Source organism: Micromonospora sp. NPDC048986 (genome assembly GCF_040649335.1).
GTDB lineage: Bacteria > Actinomycetota > Actinomycetes > Mycobacteriales > Micromonosporaceae > Micromonospora > Micromonospora alfalfae.
The window spans coordinates 139,874-166,220 of the sequence record NZ_JBEZFJ010000002.1 but is presented as its reverse complement, the minus strand read 5'-3'; the positions used below and the strand labels follow the sequence as shown (position 1 = coordinate 166,220).

The 26,347-nt window shown below is 70.5% G+C and carries 21 protein-coding genes; 4 read left to right on the top strand and 17 right to left on the bottom strand.

Annotation, left to right across the window (positions count from 1 at the left end):
- On the top strand, positions 1 to 3,342 hold the full coding sequence (locus AB0B94_RS05815; protein ID WP_357268768.1) for a S8 family peptidase: 3,342 nt from the start codon (positions 1 to 3) through the stop codon (positions 3,340 to 3,342).
- A 59-nt stretch (positions 3,343 to 3,401) separates the two neighbouring features.
- Here the strand turns inward: AB0B94_RS05815 and AB0B94_RS05810 are convergent, their stop codons facing one another.
- The 5 genes from AB0B94_RS05810 to AB0B94_RS05790 form a co-directional block, all read right to left on the bottom strand.
- Entirely contained in the window at positions 3,402 to 3,905 is a 504-nt protein-coding gene (locus AB0B94_RS05810) for a DUF2231 domain-containing protein (RefSeq protein WP_357268765.1), read from the bottom strand.
- 94 nt (positions 3,906 to 3,999) lie between these two features.
- On the bottom strand, positions 4,000 to 4,635 hold the full coding sequence (locus AB0B94_RS05805) for a LysE family translocator (RefSeq protein WP_357268762.1): 636 nt from the start codon (positions 4,633 to 4,635) through the stop codon (positions 4,000 to 4,002).
- A gap of 2 nt (positions 4,636 to 4,637) precedes the next feature.
- A complete protein-coding gene (locus AB0B94_RS05800; protein WP_357268759.1) occupies positions 4,638 to 5,384 on the bottom strand; it encodes a metallophosphoesterase in 747 nt (248 codons plus the stop codon).
- A gap of 89 nt (positions 5,385 to 5,473) precedes the next feature.
- On the bottom strand, positions 5,474 to 6,514 hold the full coding sequence (locus AB0B94_RS05795) for an SEC-C metal-binding domain-containing protein (RefSeq protein WP_357268756.1): 1,041 nt from the start codon (positions 6,512 to 6,514) through the stop codon (positions 5,474 to 5,476).
- A gap of 93 nt (positions 6,515 to 6,607) precedes the next feature.
- A complete protein-coding gene (locus AB0B94_RS05790) occupies positions 6,608 to 7,438 on the bottom strand; it encodes an NAD(P)H-binding protein (RefSeq protein ID WP_357268753.1) in 831 nt (276 codons plus the stop codon).
- Between the two features lie 103 nt (positions 7,439 to 7,541).
- Between AB0B94_RS05790 and AB0B94_RS05785 the strand changes: the two genes are divergently transcribed.
- Together AB0B94_RS05785 and AB0B94_RS05780 are read left to right on the top strand one after the other, a co-directional pair.
- Positions 7,542 to 8,468, top strand: a complete 927-nt coding sequence (locus AB0B94_RS05785) for an AraC family transcriptional regulator (protein WP_357268750.1) — start codon at positions 7,542 to 7,544, stop codon at positions 8,466 to 8,468.
- 134 nt (positions 8,469 to 8,602) lie between these two features.
- The gene (locus AB0B94_RS05780) at positions 8,603 to 10,672 is read left to right on the top strand and encodes a phosphocholine-specific phospholipase C (RefSeq protein ID WP_357268747.1); all 2,070 of its coding nucleotides are present in this window, start codon (positions 8,603 to 8,605) and stop codon (positions 10,670 to 10,672) included.
- Positions 10,673 to 10,811: 139 nt separating this feature from the next.
- Here the strand turns inward: AB0B94_RS05780 and AB0B94_RS05775 are convergent, their stop codons facing one another.
- From AB0B94_RS05775 to AB0B94_RS05720, 12 genes are all read right to left on the bottom strand, one after another.
- The gene (locus AB0B94_RS05775) at positions 10,812 to 11,648 is read right to left on the bottom strand and encodes an aldo/keto reductase (RefSeq protein ID WP_357268744.1); all 837 of its coding nucleotides are present in this window, start codon (positions 11,646 to 11,648) and stop codon (positions 10,812 to 10,814) included.
- Positions 11,649 to 11,710: 62 nt separating this feature from the next.
- Positions 11,711 to 13,510 carry a glycoside hydrolase family 15 protein gene (locus AB0B94_RS05770; protein ID WP_357268741.1) on the bottom strand — a complete coding sequence of 600 codons (1,800 nt, stop codon included), beginning with the start codon at positions 13,508 to 13,510 and terminating at the stop codon, positions 11,711 to 11,713.
- Positions 13,511 to 13,579: 69 nt separating this feature from the next.
- Positions 13,580 to 14,056: a hypothetical protein gene (locus AB0B94_RS05765; RefSeq protein ID WP_357268738.1), complete on the bottom strand. Its 477-nt coding sequence runs from the start codon at positions 14,054 to 14,056 to the stop codon at positions 13,580 to 13,582.
- A gap of 243 nt (positions 14,057 to 14,299) precedes the next feature.
- Positions 14,300 to 14,986: a hypothetical protein gene (locus AB0B94_RS05760; protein ID WP_357268735.1), complete on the bottom strand. Its 687-nt coding sequence runs from the start codon at positions 14,984 to 14,986 to the stop codon at positions 14,300 to 14,302.
- Between the two features lie 125 nt (positions 14,987 to 15,111).
- On the bottom strand, positions 15,112 to 16,326 hold the full coding sequence (locus tag AB0B94_RS05755) for an exonuclease domain-containing protein (RefSeq protein ID WP_357268732.1): 1,215 nt from the start codon (positions 16,324 to 16,326) through the stop codon (positions 15,112 to 15,114).
- Between the two features lie 14 nt (positions 16,327 to 16,340).
- The gene (locus AB0B94_RS05750; RefSeq protein ID WP_357268729.1) at positions 16,341 to 17,036 is read right to left on the bottom strand and encodes a DUF6218 family protein; all 696 of its coding nucleotides are present in this window, start codon (positions 17,034 to 17,036) and stop codon (positions 16,341 to 16,343) included.
- Positions 17,037 to 17,154: 118 nt separating this feature from the next.
- Complete coding sequence (locus AB0B94_RS05745) at positions 17,155 to 17,556, bottom strand: hypothetical protein (protein ID WP_357268726.1); 402 nt, start codon at positions 17,554 to 17,556, stop codon at positions 17,155 to 17,157.
- On the bottom strand, positions 17,553 to 20,006 hold the full coding sequence (locus tag AB0B94_RS05740) for an AAA family ATPase (RefSeq protein WP_357268723.1): 2,454 nt from the start codon (positions 20,004 to 20,006) through the stop codon (positions 17,553 to 17,555). Before AB0B94_RS05740 ends, AB0B94_RS05745 begins: the two co-directional genes overlap by 4 nt.
- 93 nt (positions 20,007 to 20,099) lie before the next feature.
- Positions 20,100 to 20,918, bottom strand: coding sequence for an RNase H family protein (locus AB0B94_RS05735; protein ID WP_357268720.1), 819 nt, complete (start codon positions 20,916 to 20,918; stop codon positions 20,100 to 20,102).
- Positions 20,919 to 20,956: 38 nt separating this feature from the next.
- A complete protein-coding gene (locus AB0B94_RS05730) occupies positions 20,957 to 21,574 on the bottom strand; it encodes a hypothetical protein (protein WP_357268717.1) in 618 nt (205 codons plus the stop codon).
- 51 nt (positions 21,575 to 21,625) lie between these two features.
- Positions 21,626 to 23,386, bottom strand: a complete 1,761-nt coding sequence (locus AB0B94_RS05725; protein WP_357268714.1) for a DUF6119 family protein — start codon at positions 23,384 to 23,386, stop codon at positions 21,626 to 21,628.
- Positions 23,387 to 23,481: 95 nt separating this feature from the next.
- Positions 23,482 to 24,012 (bottom strand): DUF4352 domain-containing protein, encoded by a 531-nt coding sequence (locus tag AB0B94_RS05720; protein ID WP_357268711.1) that lies wholly within the window; start codon positions 24,010 to 24,012, stop codon positions 23,482 to 23,484.
- Positions 24,013 to 24,488: 476 nt separating this feature from the next.
- Here AB0B94_RS05720 and AB0B94_RS05715 point away from each other — a divergent pair, with 476 nt between their 5' ends.
- Positions 24,489 to 26,339, top strand: coding sequence for a hypothetical protein (locus tag AB0B94_RS05715; RefSeq protein ID WP_357268708.1), 1,851 nt, complete (start codon positions 24,489 to 24,491; stop codon positions 26,337 to 26,339).
- Positions 26,340 to 26,347 lie beyond the last annotated feature (8 nt).

Below are 26,347 nucleotides of genomic sequence, written 5' to 3'. Positions count from 1 at the left end.
ATGCTCAGGAAAACGCGATGGCTGTTGGCCGTCGCCGTCACGGCCACGACGCTGACCGCCCTACCGGGCGGCGCTGCCACGGCCGGACCCAGCGACATCGGTCAGACCGGCGCACCCGCGGCCACTGCCGATCCGAAGACGCGCACCGTCACCCTGCTGACCGGGGACGTGGTGACCGTACGGGACACCGGACCGGGCTGCCCCCAGGCCACAATTCGGCCGGCGGACGACAACGCGGTGATCCACCAGAGCTGCGGCCCCGATGGCCACCTGCACGTCATCCCCGCCCGCGTCGCGTCCCAGATCGGCCCGGTTCTGGACCCCGACCTGTTCGACGTCACCACGCTGATCGCCGACGGCTACGACGACGACAACTCCACCGAGCTGCCGCTGATCGTGCAACCCGCCACCGCGTCCGCCCGGGTGGCCGCGCTCGGTGACGTGCTGTCGCTGCCCAGCATCGGTGCGGTCGCCGGCCGCGTACCCAAGAAGAGCCCGACCACGGCGAAGCTCGCGACCAACTCGCTGCTCGCCGGCGCGAAGAAGGTCTGGCTCGACCGCAAGGTCCGGGCCACCGCCCTGACCGACGGCGGACGACCGGCCGGCCTGGACCGCAACCTGGGCCAGATCGCCGCGCCGGACGCCTGGAAGGCCGGCTACACCGGCAGGGGCGTCCGGGTCGCCGTGCTCGACACCGGCGCGGACTTCACCCACCCGGACCTGGTCGGCCGGGTCGCCGAGCGGGCCGACTTCACCGTCGAGGGCGGTGACGCCGTCGACCACAACGGCCACGGTACGCACGTCGCGTCGACAATCGCCGGCACCGGCGCTGCCGCCCACGGCCAGCGTCGCGGCGTGGCGCCGGACGCCAAGCTGGTGATCGGCAAGGTTCTCGACGACCACGGCTACGGCGACGACTCCGGCATCATCGCCGCGATGGAGTGGGCCGCCACCCGGGCCGACGTCATCAACATGAGCCTCGGCGGCAGCGACCCGGACGACGGCAGCGACCCGCTGTCGCTCGCCGTCGACGCGCTGAGCACGTCCACCGGCGCGCTCTTCGTCATCGCCGCCGGCAACAGCGGCGGCGCCATCTCCTCACCGGGCTCGGCGGCCAGCGCGCTGACCGTCGGCGCTGTCGACCGCGACGACAAGCTCGCCGACTTCTCCAGCCGCGGGCCGCTGGTCACCAGCAACGTGGCCAAGCCGGAACTGGTCGCGCCAGGCGTCGACATCGTCGCCGCCCGGGCCGCCGGCACCAACCTCCAGGACCCGATCGACAGGTACTACGAGGCGATCAGTGGCACGTCGATGGCGAGCCCGCACGTGGCCGGCGCCGCCGCGCTGCTCGTCCAGCGCCACCCGGACTGGACCGGTGAGCGACTCAAGGCCGCCCTCGTCGGCGCCAGCGACCCGCTCACCGGCATCGACCCGTACGCCGTCGGCGCCGGCCGGCTCAACGCGGCCCGGGCCCTCGGCGGCCCCACCAGCAACCAGCCGGTGGTCAACCTCGGCACCTTCGCCCACCCGCAGTCCGGGACCAGCGAGACGAAGCTGAGCTGGACCGGTGAGTCGACGGCCGTTCTCGACCTCGACGTGTCGATCGTCAACCACGACGGCCAGCCGGTGCCGCGCGGCGCGGCGTCGCTGTCGGCGAGCCGGCTGACGCTCAAGCACGGCACCACCGCCTCGGCGACCCTGCGGGTCAACCGCGCGGCGCTGGCCGCCCGACCGGGCTTCTACCTGGCCACCGTCACCGCCCGTTCCGGCCGCAGGCTGGTCGCGACGACCCCGGTGAGCTTCTACGTCGAGCAGCCCAGCTACGACCTGACGATCCAGACGAAACCAATGCCGGGCCTGAAGGACGGCGCGGAGAGCTGGATCAACCTGATGGTCACCAACCTCACCGACCCGGTGATCTACTACGGCGGCGCGGGTGGCGCGCCCGGAGACACCTTCACGCTGCGGGTGCCGGCCGGCCGGTACGCGATCCTCGGCTCGTCCGTCGCCTACTACGTCGACAGCGACGTGCTGGAGACGACGCTCGCCGCCGAGGCCGACCTGGACGTGCGCGGCGCCCGGAGCGTGACGCTCGACCCGGCGCGGGCCAAGCCGGTGACGGCGACTGTCGACGGCGTGCCCACCACGCCCACCCGGACCGACCTCACCAACGTGCAGACCGCGCCGAACGGCCTGTCCTGGTGGCACCAGATCAGCGGGTACGGGGCCAGAACGACGGTCCGCACCACAGCGCTGCCCACGCCCACCGTCGGCTCCCGGCGCACCTGGGCTGCTGTCAACCTGGACTCGCCGGCCGGCACCACCAACCCGTACCGCTACAACCTCGTGCACGAGTACGCGGGCGGCGTGCCGGCCGACCCCGCCTTCCGGGTGAACAAGGCCGAGCAGGCCAAGCTCGCCCGGATCGAGGAGCGCTTCCACCAGGTGGACTCGGAGGGGATGGTCACCCAACTGATCCGCAGCGGCTTCACCGCGGACGGGGTGCCGGTGACGCAGACCCACGAGGGGAACCTGCCGCCGTACCGCACCGACTACCTCTCGGCCGGCTACCGCTGGGCCGACGAGGGTGTCTACGGCGGCCTGTCCGCTCAGGAGGCCCCCCACACCTACCAGCCGGGCAGTCGGCAGACCAAGGTCTGGGCCCGGCAGCCCTTGCACTCCGGCTGGTACGACGACCCGGCCGGCGTCGACCACAGCTGCGCCACCGCGCCGTCACGGACCCGGGGCAACCTGCACATCGACCTGGTGTCGCTGACCGACCAGCACCAGCGGGCCGACTGCCTCCAGGGCGCCTCGATCGGCGTGAACCGCAAGCTGTCGTTGTACCGCAACGGGAAACTGGTCGAGGAGCGGGACCGCCCGCTCGCTGACTTCACAGTGCCGCAGCAGGTGGCCGACTACCGGCTGACCCTCGACGTCGACACGAGCCTGATCCTGCCGATCTCCACCAGGGTCAACACGTCGTGGACGTTCCGGTCGGCCGGGCCGGAGGGCACCGGCAGCGTGCCGCTGCCGCTGCTCGCTGTGGACTACGCGCTGCCGATGGACACCAACAACCACGCCACCGGCGGAACGGCGGAACTGGCCGTCCGGCAGATGCGCGGCATCAAGGCGCAGAAGGTGACGTCGTTCCAGGTCTGGACCTCGACCGACGACGGGGCCACCTGGAAGTCGGCCCGGGTCACCGGCAGCGGCGACAGCTACCGGGTCGCGCTGCCCACGGCCGCCGCCGGGCAACCCGTGTCGTTGCGGGTGAAGGCCGCCGCCAAGGGTGGTAGCGGAATCGAGCAGACCATCATCCGGGCGTACCACGCCGGCTGACCGTCGACACCGTGGTGCGACCCGGCTCCGGCCGGGTCGCACCACCAGGTGCCGGACCGTCACTGGCCCTCCCAGACCGCCTTCGCCCCGGAGTCGCCCGTACGGAACACGTAATACACGGTGACGGCCGCGGCCACCAGCGACAACACCTGCAACGCCGGGGTCAGCAGTCGGGGGCGCGCAGCCGCGGCGGGACGCGGCGGAACGAGTCGGACCAGTGCCAGGGCCACCACCCCCAACCCGATGCTGGCGTAGAGCGTGATGTCACCGAACTCCTGGTGCGCCTCCAGCTTCGGCAGGAACTCGGGGGTGACCCGGTTGGCGGCGCGCATCCGCTCGAGGAAGGCGTCGCCGGAGAGCTTCGTCAGCAGGGCGGCGACCGGCGCACCCACCGCCAGCAGCCCCAGCACCCACCGGGTGTGCGGCCGGATCGGCGGTACGAACGCGTAACCGACAGTCAGCAGAGCCAGCAGCGGCACGAACACGACAGCGGCGTGCAGCAGCAGAGGGTGGGCCGGGATGCCCATGAACTCCTCGAATATCGGCGTCTCCTCCGGGGACATCAGCCTGGACGTTGATCGTTCACCGGGACGCTATCGGTACCACGCGGGCGTGTCATCCCCGTCGATCACTCACCTGTCGCACCGCAATGCGGCCTCAGGTCGCCGCCGCACGTACGCCGAGGCCAACCAGGATCACGCCGGTCAGTCGATCGAGCATTCGTCGCACCGATGCGGTGCGGAGCAACCGGGCGGCGGCGCCGGAGACGACGGTCCAGCCGGCGAGCCAACAGGTGTGCAGCGCGGCGTGCGCCGTGGCGAGCAGCACCATCGGCATCAGCACCGGTCGGCCCGGTTCGAGGAACTGCGGTGCCAACGTGAGGTAGATGGCGGCGGCCTTGGGGTTCAGCACGTTGCCGAGCAACCCTTGCAGGTACGGGTGGTCCACGCGCCAGGGCAGCCTTCGGGCGGAAACCGTCGGTCGCCGTTCCGCTTCCGTGCGGCGGCGCGACGCGGACCAGAGCATCCAGAGCCCGAGCCCGACCAGATAACCGGCCCCGACCAGCTTGACCACCCAGAACGCCTGCGACGAGCGGAGCACCAGCGCGGCCAGGCCGACGGCGGCCAGCGTGGCGTGCACGTAGAGCCCGGTCACCGTACCCAGGATCACCCACCAGCCCTGCCGCCGCCCGCCGGCGGCCACCCGCGAGATGACCAGGGTCAGGCTCGCGCCCGGCGTGGCGGTGATCGGCGCGACGGCGAGCAGGAAGCCGAGCACCGCGACCCCGTGCATGCTCAGACCACCACCCGGTAGTGGGTGGTGAACAGCCCGGCGTCGTCGTACACGTGGAACGCGACACCGGGTGGTTGGGTCTGGGTGGCCAATGGGCCCTCACCCTCCCAGGGCATCCGCAGTGTGGAGACCACACCCGGGGCGATCCGCAGTGGACGGCCCGCGAAGGTGCTCGCGGCGGCGGTGTGGAAATGTCCCGTCAGCACGGCGACGACCTGCGGGTGGGCGGCGACGAGCTCGGCCAGGGGGTCGGCCGGCAGCAGCCGCATCGGGTCGATGACCGGGTGGTGCAGCACCACCGGCGGGTGATGCAGGGCGACGAACGTCGGCGTCCCGGCCGGCACCGAACCCAGCTCGTCGGCGAGCCAGGCCATCGTCTCCTCGTCCAGGTGACCGTCGTCCGCACCGGGCACCGACGAGTCGGCGAGGAGGAAGACCGCCCCGGCCACGTCGTGGCGGGCGTTGATCGGGCCGGTGCCGCCGCCCTCGTCACCGAGCAGACCCTTGCGGTACGCGTCACGCACATCGTGGTTGCCGGGGCAGAGCATCACCGGCAACGGAGAGTCGAAGAGCTTCGCGGCGGTCTCGTACTCGGCCACCTCGCCGTGGTCGGCGATGTCCCCGGTGATCAGGATCGCGTCGACAGGCCGTGGCAGGCCGTGCAGGTAGTCCATGACCCGGGCGGTCCGCTCGGCCGACCGGGGGTGGCTGTCGAGGTGGGTGTCACTGAGATGCGCGATGACCAGCACAGGGGCTCTCCTAACGGCTACCAACATCAAGCCGTCAGGGGACACTACTCCCGGCCAGGTCGGCCGCCGCGGCGTGGTGTCCGTCGAGGTCAGCTCCGCGAACGCGGCAGGCAGTCCTTCTTGTACTTGAGGCCCGAACCGCACCAGCAGGCGTCGTTGCGCTCCGGCGGCCAGGCGATCCGTGCGCTGGGCCGTGCCGACACCTCGGCCGCGTAGCCGGCCCGGACCGCCGCGTCGGCCGGATCGCCGCCACGTCGACCGGCGAACGCGGTCAACCCGGCCACTGTCGCGCCGAACACGCCCAACCCGGCCTGACCTGCTTCCCTCAGCCGAACCAACTCCGTCTCCAGCCGGCCCCGGTGCGCGTCCCAGTCCGGCCCGTACACCTGGGTGAGGGCAGGGTGCTCGGCGAGCAGTCGATCGAACTCGGCCCGCGGCCAGAAGAGCAGATCCGACTCGGCGTCCCGACGCTCCCCGGCCCGACGCACGAGCTGGGTCTCCAGCCGGTCCGCCAGGTCGTCCTGCCGGTCGTGCGGCAGGTTCAGATTGCGGCGTACCCGATGCCGTTGTTGCAGCAGGAAGAAGGCGACACCCGGCGCGTCCGGCGGACCGAGCTCGACCACCGGGTCGACAGCGGTGCTGGCCGGCCCGGCCGAGGCGGTCGCACCTTCGAGCACGGTGTCGACCGCCTCGCTCAGCCACGTCTCGGCGGTCGCCGAACGCCCACCGGCATCCAGCGCGGCACTGACGTAGGCGGGGGCGTCGGGCTGCACGAGCAGCAACGGGCGCAACGCCGTCAACTCCGCCATCGCCTCGTCGTCGTGGCCGCCGGCCCGAAACAGCGCGCGGGCCCGCAGCGCGCGGGCGAACCCGGCCCGAGGGTCATCACTGGACGGGTACGCCGCCAGCGCCTGCTCCGCGTAGCGCAGCGCGGCCTCGGGCCTGGCCCGGATCTCGGCGATCTCGGCGGCCAGCGTGAACGCGTCCCCGGCGTCGTCCGGGTCCTCCAGCCGGCCCTGCTCGGCGGCCTCCGCCACGTCGGCGGCGACACCGAGCGGATCGGCGTTCCCGAGCGCCGAGCGGCGAAGTTCGGCGAGGTCGGCCTTGGTGAGTGTCTCTCTCGTCGGCACGATCTCACGGTACGTCGGGGTACGCGCGGAATGCGGGCAGATCACCTGTTACGCGGCTCTCACGCCGCGCCTTCTGCCACCCGCAGGCCCGGACTACGACCAGGCGCCGGCCGCCGCGGCCTGAGCGGCGTAGGTGTCGAAGTCGAGCGGTTCCCGTCCGAGAACTCGCCGTACCCCGTCGGTCGGTTCGGCGAGATGACCAGCCCGCATCCCGGCGAACAGGGCGTTCAGCGCCGCCGCCGCCTCCGCCGGATAACCCTCGGCGAGCAACTGCGCGTGGTACTGCTCCGGGGTGAGCTCCTCGTAGCGGATCGACCGGCCGGTCACCCGGGCGACCGTCGCCACCGCCGCCGCGAAGGTGAGCGCACGAGGACCGGACAGGCCGTACACCTGTTCGTGGTGACCGGGCGACGTGAGCAGCGTCGCGGCCACGTCGGCGACATCCTGGGCGTCGACGAACGGCTCCGGCGTGGCGCCCATCGGCAGGGCCAGCCGACCGTCGAGCAGCGGTTGGCGGAACAGGTCCTCGCTGAAGTTCTGACTGAAGTTGTTCGGCCGGATGATCGTCCACTCGATGCCGGATGTGCGCACCGCCTCCTCCGCGGCGAGCATGCCGGGGGAGAAGTCAGCGACCCGGTCGATCCCCCGGCCGGAGAGCGCCACGATCCGGCCGACACCCGAGTCGACAGCCTGGGCCACGAAGTCGCTGGCCAGCGCCGGGTCCTCCGGAGCGAGCAGATAGACCGCGGAGACCCCCGCCAGGGCCGGCTGCCAGGTGTCCCGCCGCGACCAGTCGAAGCGCACCTCACCGGAGCGAGAGGCGGCCCGGGCGGGCCGACCCGCGGCCCGCAGCGTCTGGACCAGCCGACGACCGGTCTTGCCGGTGCCTGCCATCACGAGTGTCGAAGATGCGTGCGTCGTCATGACCACCAGTCAACGCGCCCGGTCGAGGGCGGGACATGTCCTGTCGTACACCGGGCATGTCCGATCGTCCGCGGTCCATCCTCCGCGCTCTATCGTCGGTGCCATGGACCCGTTCGACAATCTGCTGCGCGGTCTGCACGCCAACGGCGCGGCCTTCGGCCGGTCGGTGCTGACGCCGCCGTCGGCGCTGCGGTTCACCGACGGCGCCCCGCTGACGCTCTGCGTCCCGATGCGGGGCGAGGGCTGGATCTCCCACCCGGAGAGCGACAAGCCTCGCCTGGTCCGGGTCGGCGAGGCGGCCACAGTGCGCGGGCCGGCGCCGTTCGTCTTCGCCGCCGAGCCCCGCTCGAGCTTCGAGCCCGGGGAACTGCGCGACGTCCGGCGCGGCCAGACCGGCCCGGTCGACCCGGTGGGCGCGGACCACACCGACAGTCTCGTGCTGCTGGTCGGGGTGTACCACGTCCGGGGTCGGGTCCCCCAGCGGTTGCTGGGGGCGCTGCCGCCGGTGCTCGTGGTGCCCGAGGACCAGGACTGCGCGGCGCTGCGCGACTACCTGGACGCCCAACTCGACGCGGGGCGGCCCGGACGACAGGTGGTGCTGGACCGCCTGCTGGACTGGTTGCTGGTGTGCACTGTGCGGGACTGGTTCGACCAACCGGAGGCCGAGGCCCCCGGCTGGTACCGCGCGCTCAGCGACGACACAGTCGGCCCGGTGCTGCGCGCCATGCACGACGCTCCCGGTCGCCAGTGGACCCTGGCCAGCCTGGCCGCGCAGGCCGGAGTCTCCCGGTCGACGCTGGCCAAACGGTTCACCGCGTTGGTGGGCGAACCGCCGCTCAGCTACCTGACCGACTGGCGCATGACAATGGCCGCCGACATGCTGTCCGAATCGAGCGCGACTGTCGCCGCCGTGGCACGTCACCTCGGGTACGCGGACGCGTTCGGCTTCAGCGCGGCCTTCAAACGTGTGCACGGCATGAGCCCGAGCCGGCATCGACGGCTCACCCGGGTCGACGCCACGGCGGCCTGAGCGGCTACTCGTCCAGGCCCAGAGCCGGTCGACGAGTGGTCGCAAAACCAACTAACCACTGTCATCTGCCGTCAACCCGTCGTCGGTAGCGTCCGGTCGCCAGTTTCCCGACCAGGTCGCACAAAGGCGGAATTATGGGCACTGTGGATCGCCGTACGTTCCTGAAGGCGATGGGAGTTCCCGCGATCGGCGCGGCGCTTCCGTTGGACCTCAGCAAGGCGCTCGCCATCCCGGCGAACAACCGGACCGGCTCGATCGAGGACGTCGAACACGTCATCATCCTGATGCAGGAGAACCGCTCGTTCGACCACTACTTCGGCACCATGCGTGGCGTACGCGGATTCGGTGACCCCCATCCGGCGACACTGCCGTCGGGCAAGGACGTGTGGCACCAGCCCAACGGGACCGACGAGCTGCTGCCCTTCCGCCCCGAGGTGAAGGACCTCGGCCGGACCTTCCTGCCGGACCCGCCGCACGGCTGGAACGACGGGCACGCCGCCTGGAACGACGGCCGGTTCGACAAGTGGGTGCCGAACAAGGGCGTCACGGCGATGACCTACCACACCCGCCAGGACCTGCCGTACCACTACGCGCTCGCCGACGCGTTCACCGTCTGCGACAGCTACCACTGCTCGCTGATGGGCCCGACCGACCCGAACCGCTACCACATGTGGAGCGGCTGGGTCGGCAACGACGGCAAGGGCGGCGGCCCGGTCATCACCAACGCCGAGGCCGGCTACGACTGGTCCACCTACCCGGAGCGGCTGGAGCGCAACGGCATCTCCTGGAAGATCTACCAGGACGTCGGCACCGGCCTCAACGCCGCCGGCTCCTGGGGCTGGACCAACGACCCGTACATCGGCAACTACGGCGACAACTCGCTGCTCTACTTCCACCAGTACCAGAACGCGCAGCCCGGGACGCCCCTCGCGGACAAGGCCAAGACCGGCACCGAGATCAGCACCCAGGGGCGCGACCCGGAGGCGCTCCTGGCCGACTTCCGCGCCGACGTCGAGGCGGGACGCCTGCCGGAAGTCTCCTGGATCACCGCACCCGAGGCGTACACCGAGCACCCGAACTGGGAGCCCGCCTACGGCTCCTGGTACATCTCGCAGGTCATCGACATCCTCGCCGCGAACCCCGAGGTGTGGAGCAAGATGGCGCTCTTCATCACCTACGACGAGGAGGGCGGCTTCTTCGACCACGTGGTCCCGCCGACGCCCCCGCCGACCCGCGAGCACGGGCAGTCGACGGTGCCGACCACCAACGAGATCTTCCCCGGCGACGCCGACCACCCGGCCGGACCGTACGGCCTCGGCATCCGGGTTCCCATGGTCATCGTCTCGCCGTGGACGCGTGGCGGCTACGTGAACTCGCAGGTCTTCGACCACACCTCACTGATCAAGTTCCTGGAGGCGCGGTTCGGGCCCGGCCGGCCGGACCTGATCGAGCAGAACATCACCCCGTGGCGGCGAGCCGTCGTCGGCGACCTGACCACGGCGTTCGACTTCCAGCACCCCAACCGCTCGCGCGAGGTCAGGCTGCCCGACACCGACGACTTCAAGCCCGAGGAGCTGGTCCGGCACCCCGACGAGGTGCCGGTCCCGCCGGCCGACCAGCGGCTGCCGAAGCAGGAGCACGGGGTACGCCCGGCGCGGCCGATCCCGTACACCCTGCACGCCGACGGGCACCGCAGTGACGACTCGTTCCGGATCGACTTCCGCAACTCCGGCGGTGCCGCCGCTGTCTTCCAGGTCCGCCAGGCGGGCCGCGCGGACGCCCCGCGCAGCTACACGGTCGAGCCGGGCAAGCACCTGACCGACACCTGGCCGGTCACCTCCGGGTACGACCTGTCGGTGCACGGGCCGAACGGGTTCTTCCGCCGATTCGTCGACGGCCGGTCCCACCTCGACGTCACCACCGCCTACGACGAGCACGACTACAAACTCGCCCTCACGCTCACCAACCGCCTGTCGAAGCGGGTCGAGGTGACCGTCCGCGACGGGTACAACGCTCGACCGGTCACGCTGTCGCTGCGCCCCGGCGAGACCGAGCGCGCCACGTGGGCGCTCGCCCGCACCCACGGCTGGTACGACCTGACGGTCCACGTCGCCGGTGACGCCGACTTCGCGTACCGCTGCGCGGGTCACGTCGAGAACGGCAAGGACAGCATCAGCGACCCGGCCCTCGGCGGGCTCGTCTAAGCGACACCGCGTCACCCGGGTCGCCGACGGCCCGGGTGACGCGGCTCGGCGCCGCGATCGGCGGCGGATGTGCGGATGAGCGTGATGACTCACAGGCATATCGATGCCGCAGAGTCATCACGCTCGTACGTCGGCTCGGTCAGAACTCCTCGTACACCGCCGGGTCCTGGTCCGAAAGCCGCCCGTCCGGGCGGCCCAGCGCGGTGATGGCCTCGACCTGCGCGTCGGTGAGCGTGATACCGAAGACGTCAAGGTTCTCGACCTGCCGCTGCGGGGAGGCGGCCTTGGGCAGCGGAATCACCTGACGGGCCACGTGCCAGGCGAGGACGGCCTGCGCCGGGCTGACGCCGTGCGCTGTCGCGATCTCCACGACGACCGGATGCTGTTGCAGGTCGTTGCCGTGGCCGAGCGGGCTCCACCCCTGCACCAGAATGCCGTGCTCCCGGTGGTAGTCGAGCGCTTCCTGCTGCGGAAAGTACGGGTGCACCTCGATCTGGTTGACCACCGGGGCGACCCCGGTCTCGGCCACCAGCCGTTCGATGTGCTCCGGCAGGAAGTTGGAGAGCCCGATGTGCCGCACCAGCCCACGCTCACGCGCCTCGACCAACGCCCGCCACGCCTGCACGTACAGGTCCTGCTTGGGGTTCGGCCAGTGGATCAGGTACAGGTCGATTCGGTCGAGGCCGGTGCGGAACACACTCTCCTCGATGGTGGTGAGCGCCTCGTCGTAGCCGTGGTGCCGCCCCGGCAGCTTCGAGGTGACGATCAGCTCGTCCCGCACGTCACCGGCCGACCGGGCCGCCCGGCCGACAGCGCCCTCGTTCTCGTAGTTCACCGCCGAGTCGATCAACCGGTAGCCGGTCCGGATCGCCTGACCGATCGCGTCGACACCCGCCGAGCCGTTCAGCCGGTACGTGCCGAGCCCGATCGCCGGCAGAGTGGTGCCGTCGGCTGCCGTCAGATGGGGAATCGTCATGATCGGAACCCTACCCGCGCCAGCCGTTTCGCAGGCTCGGTCTCTTCCACCCGGACGGCCCCTCAGGGGGCCCCGTCACCAGCGGGGGCGTCCCTGATGGCGAGTGCGGCCTGGATGAGCGCGGCGTGGGTCAGCGTCTGCGGGTAGTTGCCGAGGTGGGCACCAGTCGCCGGGTTCACCTCCTCGGCGTAGAGGCCAAGTGGGCTGGCGTGGTCGGCCATGGCCCGGAACAACTCGACGGCTTCACGGCGACGCCCGGTGCGGGCAAGGGCCTGAACGAGCCAGAACGAGCAGGGCAGGAATGCGCCCTCGGTGCCGGGGAGGCCGTCACGTCCGGGCGGGTAGCGGTAGAGCAGCGGACCGCCGGCGGACAGCCGGTCCCGGATGGCGTCGATGGTGCCGCGTACCCGGGGTGACTCGGCCCGGTCCATGCCCAGCAGCGGCAGGACGAGCAGCGCCGCGTCGAGATCCGAGGAGCCGTAGCTGCGGACGTAGTTGGCCGCCGTCGGGTCGAAGCCGCGCGTCCGGACCTCGGCGGCGATGGCAGCACGGGCGTTCTGCCAGCGTCGACGTTGACCCTCCCGCAGGGGGTGCGTGTCGGCGATGGCCAGGGCACGATCCAGGGCGAGCCAGCCCATGAGCTTGGAATGGACGTGTTGGTCGGGCTCCCGCACCTCCCAGATACCGGCATCGGGCTGCTGCCAACAACCGGCGACCACGTCGGCGAAACCGCGCACCGCCCGCCACGTCTCGGCGGAGAGGCGGTGCCCGCCCTGAGCGAACGCCCAGGCGGCGTCGATCACCCAGCCGTAGCCGTCGAGCTGGTGCTGACCGGCGGCGCCGTTGCCCATCCGTACCGGACGGCTGTCGAGGTAGCCGGGCCAACCGGGCAGCTCTCGCTCCGCCGGCACCTGCCTGCCGTGCACTGTGAGCAGCGCCGGCAGGCGTGGCCGTTGCAGTCGGCTGGCGTGCAACAGCCACGCGAGGAAACCACGGGCCTCGTCGGTCTTGCCGACACTGAGGAAGGCGCTGACGCCGATGCTGGCGTCTCGGGGCCAGACGTAGCGGTAGTCCCAGTTACGTCCCCCACCGGGATCCTCGGGCAGTGACGTGGTCGGTGCGGCCACCGGCGCTTTGCACGGCGAGTAGGTCAACAGCCGCAAGGTGAGCAGACTTCGTACGACGTGTTCCCGGAACGGCAGCCGCTCGTCGATCTCCGCGGTCCAGGCCCGCCAACGGCTCTCGTCCTCAACCAGCAGGTCCCAGGCGGCCGTCGGCTCGACGTGGATCAGCGGTTCGCGGTGGGCCACGGCCAGCACGAGGGTGACCGGACGGCCCGGCCGGACGGTGATCGAGCTGGGCCGACCCGGTTCGATGCCGAACGCGGGCGTGCTGTCCAACGCGACCGCGAGCGCCCCCCACTCACACACCAGGGCCTGGCTCCGGTGGTGGGCTCGGGGCCGGCGGTGCCGTGCGCCGAGGCGGGGATCGAACTCCACCACCGCGTCGACCGGCGCCTGCTCGGCCGACAGCCGTCGCACGATCAGTGTCGCGGGCAGCAGGCGACCGCTGACCTCGGCCACCATCGCCTCGGTGAGGGTCAGCCGGCCGCCACCCACCGCCCAGGTGGTCTCCAGGGTGGCGGTGTGCTGCCGGTACCGTCGCTCGACGACAGTGGCCGGCCCGGCCGGGCCGACCCGGAACGTTCCGGCTTCCGGGCCCCCGACCAGCCGGCCGAACAGGGGATCGCCGTCGAAACGCGGTACGCAGAGCCAGTCCATCGCGCCGTCACTCGCGACCAGGGCGGCGGTGCGAGTGTCGCCCAGCAGACCGTAGTCGCTGATCGGCGGCCCGTCAGTCATCGAGATCGCTCATGACGAGCCGGGCTGGCGAACAGCGTGCGTCGGGCGGGGACAACAGTCGGACGTGGGTCACCGGGCTTGGAGGAGTAGCCCGAGAAAGACCCCGTAGATGACGTGGACGACAACCGTGACCAGGGGCGTCTGGATGCCGTAGTTGACGGCGAACAGCCCGGGCGGCTCCAACACCGCCGTGCTGGCCGGCCCCGCCCGCTGCGAGGCCATCCGCGGGTGGACACCAGGAAGCAGCGGAAGAATCACCGTCAGCGCGATCCCGACGTGCACGATCCCGAGCAGTGCCCCGATCCACCAGGTGGCGCGGTGTAACAGCGCGAACGTGGCCGCATAACCGAGGGCGAAACCCTGCCCGGCACAAAGGTGCAGGAAGAACCCGACGACCCGCGCCCGATCGGGATCCTCGGTGACGAAGGCCCCGAGCACCAGGGGAAGATCGAGCCGAGTGAGACCGGCCAGCTGAGCGGAGATCATCGCCGCGGTGAGCGCCGCGGTGGCGACCAACCCGAACAACGCCCATCCGGCCCAGTCCATCTCAGCAGTCGTCGACGCCGCGGGCGTACTCGGTCATCGGTCCACCCTCCGGCTGAACAACGCGAATCCCACGGCCCGGACCGGACACCCGCCCCCCGGGTGCCCGGTTTCTCACCATAAGCCCACGAACCTGCCGCGCTGACCCGCTCGCCCAGATGTCCCTTGACGAGTTGACATCGGGTTGGTGCCTTGCCACTGCCTCAGGTAGGCGCTCCACCATGCCGGCGGTGCGCTGCACGTCGGTCACGGCCAGGACGGCGGTGGTGGGCCGAATGCGCGACGACTGGCCCGCACGGCCAGAGCAGCGAGGGCAGCGTTGGCGCCACCGCCGATCACCGCACCGATACCGAACGGTGCCACTCGACCGAGAACGATGATTCCCTGCTTGGTTCCGTACTTCGTGATGAAGTTCCGCCCCAGGACCGCGTTGATCTGGCGCAACGTGGCGACAGGCACCTTGGCGACAACCTGACGTCCCCAGTGTTGCCCGGTGCGCTCGGCGACCCTCGTGATGGTGGCGGAGCCGGACCCGCCGAGCATGATCCCCATCACGATCGTTCGGCGGCGCTCGACCTCGTCGATGCGGACCCCGTGGACTTCAGCGATCGAGAGCGCGAAGAGCGCGCTCAGCTGAAGTGAGGACAGAGCCTCGCCGGCCGTCAGCGCCAGTGCGACGCCCGTGCCGACGCCCGGTGCCGCTGCGGTTCCGCCGACGGCGGCGCCCGCCCCGGTCAACGCGCTGACGTAGATCCGCTCCAGGTTGCGGATCACCTCGGCTGGCGTCGCCTCCGGGTTGCGCTGGCGGGCCCGGGCGAGGTTCTTCTGCACCAGTGGGGTCTGCAGGGCGATTGCCTTGTCCAGCAGGTCGAGGACCCGCTGCCCACGTGCGCCCGCCTCCGGCGCCGGTAAATCGAGGGCGTCGTCTGCCATGCCTTGAACTCCTTGGTCGTCACGTCTCAACTGGGCTGCCACTCGACCAACCGATCGGATCTTGCGTCACCTCATTGACCGGTGGACGCCCTACTGGGTGGGCGAGTTCGTTCCTTCAAGGCGCATTACTGAGCGAGGTCGGCGAGCATGCGCTGGTACGCGATGGGGTGCACGACCGGAACGGCGTACTGGCGGGCCTTCTTGGCCTTGCCGGACATCGAGTCGGGGTCAGCAGCCACCAGGAGGCGGGTCTTCTTGGTGACGTTGTCACCGACCTGGAGCCCTGCCGCCCGAGCATCTTCTTCCCAGGACCACCGCGGTGGTTCCATCGCCCCGGTGAAGACCACCACGTCGCCGGGGCGAAGGCGCCAACTCTTGGTCTGAGGCCGGGCCGTGCCGACGTCACGAGCGGCCTTGAGGGCATGGTCGACGTCGGAGGCTTGTAGCCCGAGCAACGAGGCAACCTGGTCCAGGTCGTGGCGTTCGGCCGACGTGAGGACGTTGTCCTCCAACGCCACGGCCGCCAGACTCGCCAAATAGGTGCGGTGCAGGTGGTCGACGTCGACTCGGGCGAGGCCGAGCTCTTCGGCCGTGGCGACGAGCGCGTCCGCTTCGCTGGCCGAGATATGCCGGTCAAGCAGTGCCTGGTCGAGCAGATCGAGGTACGCGTCCCCCTGTGGTTCACGGAGCCGCGGGAGCCGGTCCACCAGCCGAGCCAGGAAGTGCTCCTCCCGGTGCCCAGGCTCTCGGCGAGGCACCGGCACCACTGCTTCGGTAGCCAAGGGTGGCCAAGGCGCAGCCGCAGCGGCGTCAATGACGGACGTCCACGGCGGTGGCGTTCCTACGTCCCGCAGATAGCGGGCCAGAAGCTGCGAGGCTGCCCTCGCGTCATGCAGAGCGGAGTGGGCCTGGTGCGGCGGCAACCCCGCCGCGCGACAGCAGTCGTGCAGGCTGCGGCCGGCCGACGGGAGGAAGTGCCCGGCCAGCCGCATGGTGCACAGCCCCTCGGCCAGGCTGATCGGCAGCTCGATCCCCAACCGGCGGTACTCCGCGATGAGGAATGCGGCGTCGAAGTGCAGGTTATGAGCGACCAGCACCCTCCCGCGAAGGAGGCTGGCTACGTGACCTGCGAGCCGACCGAACTCCGGTGCGCGCCGTGCTTCGGCGGCCGAGATGCCGTGGATGAGTTGTGGACCGAGATCCCGGCCGGGGTTGACGAGGCTGCACCACTCGTGCGTCACCTGCCCGGCGTCGTCAAGGTGGATGACGGCGACCTCGACCACGCGGTCGTGCCAACTGGTGCGCAGGCCCGTCGTCTCCAGGTCGATAACTGCGTACACGTCGGGTCGACTCCCTAGATCGAGGCCTGAGCGGAGTTGTCGGCGGCAGCACGCAACCAGGCCAGCCACCGTGGAGGCAACGGCTGTGGCTCGCCCAGAGCGCGCAGGTACTTTCGGCGATACCGTGCCTGTTCCGTGTCCTGCCAGAGCTGAGCGGTCATGGCGACAGCCGACGTCAGGGCCAGCGCCGACCCCGCGACCGGCGATGCGGCGCGGGGCTGCACGGCGAGCCGGATCGCCAGATCCTCGTGGTCCGGCACCTCGCTGGGCCAGGCGAGCGGGGCTAGCTTCGACTTGGACACCGCACGCTGCCGGTCGACCGCGTCGCTGTAGGCGGACCGGTGCTCGGTGATCTCCGCGAGTAGGTCGGAGACGGTCAGCACGTTCCCCCGCAGCATGTTGACCAGTTCCTGTGGCAGTACGTGAGCGATTCTCTCCAGGATCGCGACCGGAGCCTCCCGGTTCCACCCCACCAGGCACCGCCCCTGCAACATCCACATGATGCGAACAAGTTGGTCGTCCTGCGCGACTTCATCGAGGCGTACCAGCCACGCCCCGCCGGCGCGTCCGGTCGGGCTGAGCCGCCACACCGCTACCGCCTCGACGCCGACCGCGTCGGGGCCGACGGCGAGAACAGCATGTCCACGCGCACCGGGCACGTAGTCAACGGAAATGGCCAGTTCGCTCTCGGATTCCTCAGGTTCTGCCATCCCACGTCCTTCATGATCGACATCGGGAGCATCACAGTAGGTGTCAATGTGCTCACCCAGGCTCAGCCGGAGCGGCACCTCATTGCGCGTAGCGTCCAGACGCGAGTGTCTGAACAGATCACACGCGCGGGGTGAGCGGTTCAAGTCGCGCGAGCAGGGTGCTCACCTCGGAGTGCAGGCGACGCAGCTCCGCAGCCGTGGGGGCCAGCTCGTAGCAGTGGTGGTGCGTGGCGGCGGAGAGCGTCGCCCAGGCGAACGCCACCCGGCGGGCGGTTTCGCCGCCCGGACCGAGCCGGCCGCGCAGCATCAACTGCTTCGCGCGGCCCTGCCGGCACGCCGCCACGGTCGGCTTCACCCGCCGCCAGTAGGCGTCGATCCCGCCTTCGAGGGCGAGCCGGATCAGGCAGGCGCAGGCCCGCGGCCACCAACCAGCGGTCACGGCAGTGGCGCCGAGCAGACCGGAGCCGCGCAGCAGTTGATCGGCCGCCGCCAGGCAGCGCTGTGGCGTCGGCGCGGTCACGACAGCGCCGCCGCGAGGAGGCGGGCGTCCGCGACCAGGCCGGGCAGGTCCGCCAGGTACGCACCGTGCACGCCTTCCCGGCATGCCTGGTACGCGTTCACCGCCCGTCGTCCGTGCCGGCGGCCCAGCCAGCCGAGCACGTCACCACCCTTCTCGGCGTCATCGAACACCGCCAATGCGACGGTGGTGGCGACCCGGCGGGACGCGTCCTCGATCGCCTCCTCGATGTCGGCGTGCCGGACACCCCGCGCCACCCGGTTCCGCCAGACCGAGCGGTGGCAGGCCGCTTCGACAGCAGAGCGGCACAGTTCCGCTACCACCGGCCCGCGTACCTCTGCGGGGATCTCCTCGTTGCGCGCCAACGCGTACGCGTCGTTCAGATAGCGGGTCACCGGGTCGGAGCCGGACCGCAGCGTCACCACCGACTTCTCCGCGCGGGTCACCTCGATGATCCGCGCCCTGCCGAGATCGAGTCGGCGGACCGCGTCCGGCAGCCGGGTGTCGTGGGTGAAGACGACCACCTGCCGCTGCTCGGCCAGCTCCGCGAGCACCCGCGCGAGACCGTCCACCTTCGACGGATCCATGCTCTGCACCGGGTCGTCGACCACGATGAACCGGAACGGGCTCTCCTGGGCGCAGCTGCGGGGCAGGAACGTCGCCAGCCCGAGCGCCTGCATCTCACCCTGACTCATCACACCCAGCGCCGTGCCGTTGTCGGCGCCGTCCACGCTGACCGGGAAGACGACCCGCCGTCGGGTGTTCGCGCCTTCCAACGTCATCGACCCCAGCTCGACGTTGCTCTCCTGCCGCAGCTGCGCCCAGATTCGCTGCGAGTGCTCGGCGAACGGCGCGACCCGCTCGTTGCGGATCTCCGTACCGGCGTCCTTCAGCCAGGCGCGCGCGGCCTTCAACCGGGCCACTGTCGCTCCCCGCGCCGGCAGTGCGCCGACGGTGGCCACCCACTCGCGCACCTCGGCCGCCGCCGCCCGCCAGCCGGTGTCGCGTTGCCGCAGAAACCCCTCGGCGTACGCGCGGGCCGCGTCGACCGCCGCCACCACCGCCGGGTACCGCGCCGCCAGGTGGTCGGCCAGCTCGGCCGGCTCCCCAGGTACGCGCCGCAGCGCGGCAACGGCGTCACGCAGCGCCCCGACCGTCGGCTCCGACCCGGTGCCCTCGGGCACAACCAGGTCATCGATCAGGTGGTGCGTCTGCCGCAGCAGGGCCGTCAGCCGGGTCGTCGCCGTCTGGGCGGCGACGCTGCGCTGCCGAAGGTCGCTGAGCGACTGCGCGGCGGCGGCACGCCAGCCACCGTCGAGGGTGCCGGTGGCGCAGACCGGGCACGACCCGTCGCCTTCGTCCTGGTGATGTTCGAGGGCGAGGCGAAGCAGCTCGGCGCTCCGCAGCGCGGCCCGGGACCGACCACCGTCGTACCGCTGGGCCTCGACCGCCGCGTCCCGCAACTGACCGGCGAGCCGGGTCGCCTCGTCGACCGGCGGCGGGGCGAGGGCGGTGAGCTCCCGACAGAGCAGCACCTCCCGGTCGGTGGTCGCCTCGTCCGGCTCGTCGAGGATCGCCGTCACCGCGCCGAGGTCGACAGCGCCCCGGCCACGCAGCAGCGCGGCGGTCCGTCGGGCCCGGTCGTCGGCGATCCCGTCGAGCGTGGCGACCAGGGTGGCGCGCTGTGCGCGTACCTCCTTGATTGCCGCTTCGTGCGGCCGGATGGCGCGCAGCAGACGCTGGTCGGCGTCGGTGAGCGCGTCCAGCCCGAGGATCGCGAAGAGCGCGTCGAAGAGCTGACTCTGCGTGCCGGCGGCGAGCTTGCCCAGCTCGGCCGCCGTGAGGAACGGCCGGTACAGCTCCAGGGGGCGGGCCAGACCCAGCTCGGAGAGGCCCGCGTGCCGGCCCTGGGCGCTGGTGACCGTCACCTCCGCGTCGGCCAGTTCGGCCCCGACCGGCCAGGCCCGGTTGACCCGGGTCGGGGTGGACACCCCGTCGACGCGCAGCTCCACGCCCACCCAGCAGGGGTCCGGGTTGTGCAGGTTGCGCCACCCCGTACGCCAGACGCTCGTCTTGTCGGCCCACCGGGCGCTGTCCCCGGTGAGGGCGAGTTCGGCGGCCTCGGCGAAGCTGGACTTGCCGGAGCCGTTGCGGCCGACGACCAGTGTGAAGCCCGGCCCGGGGCCGATCTGGATGGTCCGTTCCGGGCCGACGCCACGGAACCCGGCGACGGTCACCGACTTCAACCAGATCCGTTCCGCCGGACCCTCATCGGCGGGGGAGCGGGGGGCGAGCCGGGTCGGAGTACCGGCGAGCGCGGCGGTCAGGTCCTCCTCGCCGCTGAGGGCGGCGAGGACGAGCTCGGCGGTCTCGGTCGGTACGCCGTCAGCGGCGGCCAGTCGGTCGAAGATCAGCTCGATCAGCGGGGCGGCGGTCTGTGCGGGCTGGGTCATTTGTCGTCTCCAGGCGTGTGGTGTCCGCGGGCCGACTGCATGTCGGCCCGCCCGGGGTGAGCGGTGGAAGTGCGGGTTACCGCTGTCGCGCGGTCAGACCGTGGCGTTCGCGTGCCAGTCGCGCAGGAACGCGTCGACCAGGGCGTGCGCCCGAGGACGCAGGTCGAAGGACTCCTCCCGCCGGCGGCGGGCCATGTGCGACAGGCCGTCGGCGGCTTCGTTGAGGGCGTGGCCGCTGTGCCCCTTGACGTGCGCGAACGTCAGGTCGGGGCGGTGGGCCACCTGCTCGGCGAGCCGGACCAGAGTCGGTTTGTCTGACCAGCGGCGCTGCCGCAGGCTGTAGCCGGCGGGTATCGCGTCGGTCTCACCGGCCTGCCAGCGGTGCAGGTACCGCACGGCCGTCAGGCTGTCCAGCAGCACGGTCAGGCCCGCTGGCACCTCGTCATACCCGGTGAGCAGGTAGTCGACCGCGCGCAGTTCGTCGACGAGCACTCGGGATCTGCCGGTCGGGTCGAGCCGGCCGGTGCCCCGCCCGAGCAGGCCGTAGTGGCCATCGCTGACCACGTACCCGATGCCACCGGCGCGGCCCTTCCAGCTGGCGTCGGTCGCCGCCACCAGCGGACCGGCCGCCTTCGCCCAGCGCAGCACCCGGCCGCGCCCGCGCTGCTGGTCCGGGCGCGGCGGCGCGTGCTCGGCATGCGCATCAGCGAGGCGCTCGGCGGTGTCGAGCAGCTCGCCTGCGGAGGTCAGCTCGTCGTAGTGGGCGGCGGTGAGGGCGAGGTGGACCGCATCACCGATGCTCTGGCAGTCGTCGCAACGGGTCGCGCGGGTGTAGGGACGAAGGATGAGGACGCGGTCGTGCAGGGGCGGGGGGAGCTGGGTCATGGCGCGGAGGAACTCATCGGGGCGCACGACGCCTCCTGAGGTCCTGTGATGGGGACAGGCTCATCTCACAGCTCCGACACGTCGGTCGCGACGGCGGTCAGCTTGTCGCCGGAGCGTTTCGTGCTGGCCGTCTCCTCCTGCTGGACGGAGGCGGAGTCGCCGGTCACCTCAAAGGTGTTGATGATCGGGTCCTCGGCGCCCTTGACCTCGTACGTCACCTCGTAGGTGCTGGACGGGTCGAGGCCGTCGCCGGTGTAGGTGACGTCAATGCGGTAGGTGATGTTGCAGCCTGCGCTGCCGAAGCACTGCTTCCGCAGCGTCTTGACCTTGAGCTTGAAGTCGCCCTTCGTGTGAGTGTCGTAAACGGGTGCGGGCGGCACCGCCGTCACGGGCGCGGAAGTCGGTGCGGCGGCACTGGTCGGCGCGGACGTGCCGCCCCGCGACTGGGAAGTAGCAGTGGGGGCAGCCTTCCCTTGATCGGGCGACTCCTCACCGTTCATCGTGGCCAGCAGCACGCCGCAGCCGCCGAAGCAGAGCAGCAGCACCAGAACGGCAGCGCCGGCGATGACCCACCGGACCTGGGACCTCTTGCGGATGACGGGCTGCGGGCTCGTTGCGCCCACTGTCTCGGGCTGAGCCGGGGTCTCGGCCGGCGGGTCCGGCTGGTGGTGAGGCTCGGTCATGGTTCTCTCCTCTGTTGAGTGGGAAGCTGTGGAGCTGATGTCATAGACGGATCAGGTCGACGGGATACCGATGACCTCGACCTCGATGCCTTCGTTGCGCAGCGACTTCATGGCCCGGTAGAGCGCGACCTGGGCGAAGGTGAAGAGCGAGTCCGCAGTGAGCGGCTTGCCGGAGCCGAGAGCGATCGCGTAGATGACCTTGCGGGGCTGGAAGGCCAGGTCGATGACCCGTCCAGACGGCTGCCGCTTGACCATCTCGACCAGCGCGGCGCGGGCGTCAGCCTCGTACCGCAGTGCATCGACAGACACCTCGCCCTGAGCAAACAGGTGGCTCAACGCCGAGCTGCCCTTGGCGCGCTTGACGTGGATCAGCTCGTCGCCGGGGCCGAGCAGGTCGCAGGCCTCGAAAGGGTGGGGGTGCTGTTTCGTCCGCAACAGCTTCCGGTCCAGCAGAGTCAGACCGCAGACCTCCGCGGCGCGGACGTTGTACTTCGCCTCGTCCGTCAGATCGGCGGTCCAAGCTGGGAGCGCAAAGCTGGCCGGGCCGGCCAGGATCTGCTCGATCTCGTCGCGGAGGAACTTGCGGTGCTGGTCACCGATCTCGTACCAGCCGCCCTCGTGCAGTAGGAGCTGACTATCTCCGTGCGGGAGTTGCGCGGTGACCCATCGCGACGCGGCCGTGGAGCCGATCTCCTCCTCGCCCGCCGAGTCCGCGTAGAGGGTGACGCGCCCATTGCAGAGCGACGTCCACCGCTCGCCGTCCGGAACGCCCTCGGTCTGCGCGAGCACGTCCGCCAGCGTGAGCTCCGCCAGGCGTGCCGGGGCCAGGCCTGACTTCGGCACCCGAAGCTTGTACGACCGGATCCGCTCGATCTCGCCGAAGACCCGGCCCGGTACGGCCAGCCCGACCTCCGCAGGATCCGGCAACCTGAGCAGCCGATCCAGCTCCTCCTCCACCGTCGACAGCCGGGGATCCCGGGCCGGCACCGGTCGGATCTGGGTGATGAACTCCAGGTCAGCGAATGGTGCTTCCTGCTTGCAAACCCGGTCGATCTCCCGCAGGTCGGCGAGCAGACTCGCGGGCTCGACACCGAGGTGGATGCGCAGGGTGTCGCTGCCCTCAACCGGGGTGGCCTTACCCGTGGACCGGCAGACGGTCAGGTTCGGGTTGAACGTCCGCCCGCAGACCTGGCCGACGATCTCGCCCCACTTGTCGATGCCGTACATCCGGATGTGCTGACCGCCCGGGACCATGTTGCGGTCGACGCGGCCGGTGGTGCCGAACACCCGCCGGCGTACCTGCTTGATCTCGTCGGGGGCGAGCGAGCGCACCGCGAAGCCGATCCCGAAGACCGAGTTGGCCAGGTCCAGGTCGACCATGTGGCGGCCGACGGTGCCGTAGGCGAGTGCGTAGACGTGGTCGTCGACCGCGACGAGCAGCGCGGCACCGCCACTGCTGAAACCCAGGTCGATCGTCTCCCCGGTCAACGAGGCGAGCACATCGCACCAGTCGGCCCGCTCGCGCGGCACCGTCCCGTGCATCAGCAGCGCCGGCGCACCGGCGACCAGGCGTTCCTCGATCATGAAGTCGTGCTGTCGCACGTAGCGGTGGTTGACCGCGTCGTGCAGTCCCTCGATCGTCGGCGTTACCCGCTCGAGCTGGTAGACCGACGTCAGATAGGTGCCCTCCGGTCGCTCCGGCAGGTCGAGGTCGAAGAGGGTGGGTGCGTCGTACGGCGGACGGGTGACGTCCTTGCGGACGACACGGCGGCTGGTCGGTCTGGTCGTGGTCGGCTGGCTCGCACGGCGCACGTCGATCTCCTCGCGTTGAGAATCGGGGTGGCGGTGGTGCGGGGGAGGGGTGCGCCGAGGACGGGCTTCGCGGGTCCCGCCCTCGGCGCCAGCGGTCAGCTCAGGGCGACGGTGACGCCGCCGGAGAACATCGAGTCGTGCAGCTCGAGCTTGGTGAGCTTGACGTTCTTCGGGATGTCGAAGACCACGACGCCGTTCACCTGGTTGCCGGGGTTGATGTCGTTGAGGAACGTCTCGGCGTTCTTGTTCGCGTAGATCGCCGCGCCGGTGTCGGCCGAGTACTCGGTGCCGTCGGCCGCGTACGCCTTCTGGCTGCTGCCGTCGAGCATCTGCGCTTCCTTGCCGATGTTCTTCACGTTGAGCGTGACCAGGCAGAACTGGCCTTGCGCCTTCGCACCGAGCAGGTCGCTGCCGATCTTGGCGACGCCGCACTTCGACGACTTCACCGTGAACTCGAACTTCCCGTCCCGGGCCGGCTCGCCGATCTTGGCGGTCTTGGCGGGCTTGTCGTCGCCCTTGGCGCCTTCACCGCCGCCGGAGCTGCTGGCGTTGTCGGTGGTGCCGGAGCCGCAACCCAACGCGACGAGGCCGGTGGCGATCAGGGCGAGGGTGGTGGTCTTGCGCATTCTGTTCTCCTTGACGTGTCTGATGGCGTCGGCTGGGGCTGGTGGCCGCCCCGGTGCCCCATCTCATAAGAGCGGCAGGCCCGCAGACAAGCGACAACACCTCGTGAGAAACCCAGCTATCAGCGCCTTTGCGTCCACGTCAGATAACCCCCCTTATCACCGAGCGAGACTTGCTCAAGGCCGTCCTTCGTCCGTAGTGTCGCGGCGCGGACAACCGGACGGGTGGGAGGAGGTGGGGACAAATGTCGTCAACAGTCACGCTGGGGCAGATTGCCAGGTTTGCCCAGGTGCGTCGTCCTAGCGTTAGCAACTGGAGGCGCCGGCATCCTGACTTTCCTGACCCGGTAGGTGGTTCACCTGGGCAGCCACTCTTTGATGCGGATGAAGTAGCCCGGTGGCTGGATCATCGGCCGGTGCCGGCTCCGCGTGAGGGTGGCTTGGCGGCTATCACCTACGGAGACAGATTCCGGGCAAGCATGGACCGTGGTGGCAGTCTCGATGAGACCCAGCTCGATCCCGACACATTCGCGGACGTCGCGCTCGAGTTGATCGCGCTGCGAGTGGCCCATCAACGCCCGCTACCCGCCGACCTCGCCGCTCTCGCGGAGCTGTGCGTCAGAGCCGAGGCTGAGTACCCCGATCTCGTCGGCCTGCTCAGCAATGTCGGCGCTCGCGGTCAAACGGCATTGTCGATGCTTGACGATGTCGAGCGTCTGGTGTCAGAGCTTGGTGCGGCGGCCGCGGCCGAGGAGGTGCTCTCCGCAGCTGGTCGTCGTGGCTGGTCCGGCGGTCCGGCTGAGACGCCCACCGAGATCTGCGACCTGATCCTGCGCTTGGCGAACGAGATGCTGGGAGATCTCACCGAGCTTGCCGTGGCTGACCTCGCGGCGGGCCCAGGGAAGATGCTCACCGGCATGATGGCCGCCGGCCGCCCGCGCGAGATCCGGTGCGCCGAGGCAGACCCGGTGGCGGCAAGGTGGCTGCGTTTGAGGTCCTTCTGCCACGGCCACGAGATGATTACGGTCCTCACCGACGGACAGGACACGGGCACTCTCTCGGGCTCGGACCTTGTCTTTGTCGACCCGCCATTCCAGCCCGGCGAGCAGGAACACCATGAGGAACACCCGCTGTCCTGGGCCTCTCGAGTGGTGGAGTGCCTCAGCGACGAGGGCATTGGGTTCGCCGTCGTGCCGGAATGGACACTGACGCGCACGGGCAATTCGCGTCGGCTTCCGGTGACGTGGGTACGCGAGCAACTCGTGCGTCGAGGTTGCGTCCGCGCGATCATCCAACTGCCCCGCCACATTCACCGCTTCATCGGCGGCAGGGACCTTGTGCTGCTGGTGCTGGCACCCGACGAGGGCGACACGACGCGAGACGTCGTTGTCTGCGACGCCGACCAGGTCCGGTCCCGGTACGGCGGGTCATGGATAGAACAGACGACGCGGCTCGTGTGCGGGTCGCGGGAGTCGCGCGGAGCTGAGCCATGCACGGCGATTCCCGTGTCCGAGCTAATGGGCAGTCGGTCGCTCCTGCCGTCACATCTGTTGGCACCGAAGGCGGCACCTGAGGACTACGTGGTGGAGGCGGTGCGGGCACGTGAGTCCGCGGCGGCAACTTTCAAAATGGGCGCGGATGACGCGAACACCACGTTGGAACGGATCGGGGTGACCATCCGCGCGCAGGGCATCGCATACCGCACGATCGGCGAGCTGCTGCGCGGCCGGCAGCTCATCCGTCTGCCGGGTCATCGCATACCCGTTGCTGATCTGGGTCGCAGCGGACAACGGGTTCTGGGTCGCGAAGAGCTGCTAGGAGAAGTGCCCGTCGGCGAGCGTCGCATCGACGTTCTGACACTCGGGCAGTACGCCGCTGCCGCGATCACCGAATCGGGCGATGTGGTCGTCATGGCCGGCGACCAGCTTCGCGTCATGGTCGACGCTATCGGCGGCAGCGTTCTGCTCACCCCCGTTCAGGGCTTGCGCATCCCCGGCTACGTCAAACACTCGTCGCTGTACCGCGACGAACCCCAGCAGGCATGGATCGGGCCGTACGCGCTAGCGGCCCTGCTCGGCGCGGCGCGCAACGCGGCCCGCACCGGTCCACGCGTGCGCAGCGTGACCCTGCACCAGCTGGAGATCCCTGTGCTGACCGCCGTCGATTACGGCCACCTCGATCAGGCGTCCATGATGCTCAACGACCTGGCAGAGTTAGCCCGCAACCAGGCTGCGGCGTTGGATCTGGTCCGTCAGCGGATCGCCGCCGGCGTCGCCGACGGGGCGATGAACCTGCGCTTCAAGCCCAACACGTCGAACACGAATATCTGAGGAGACGA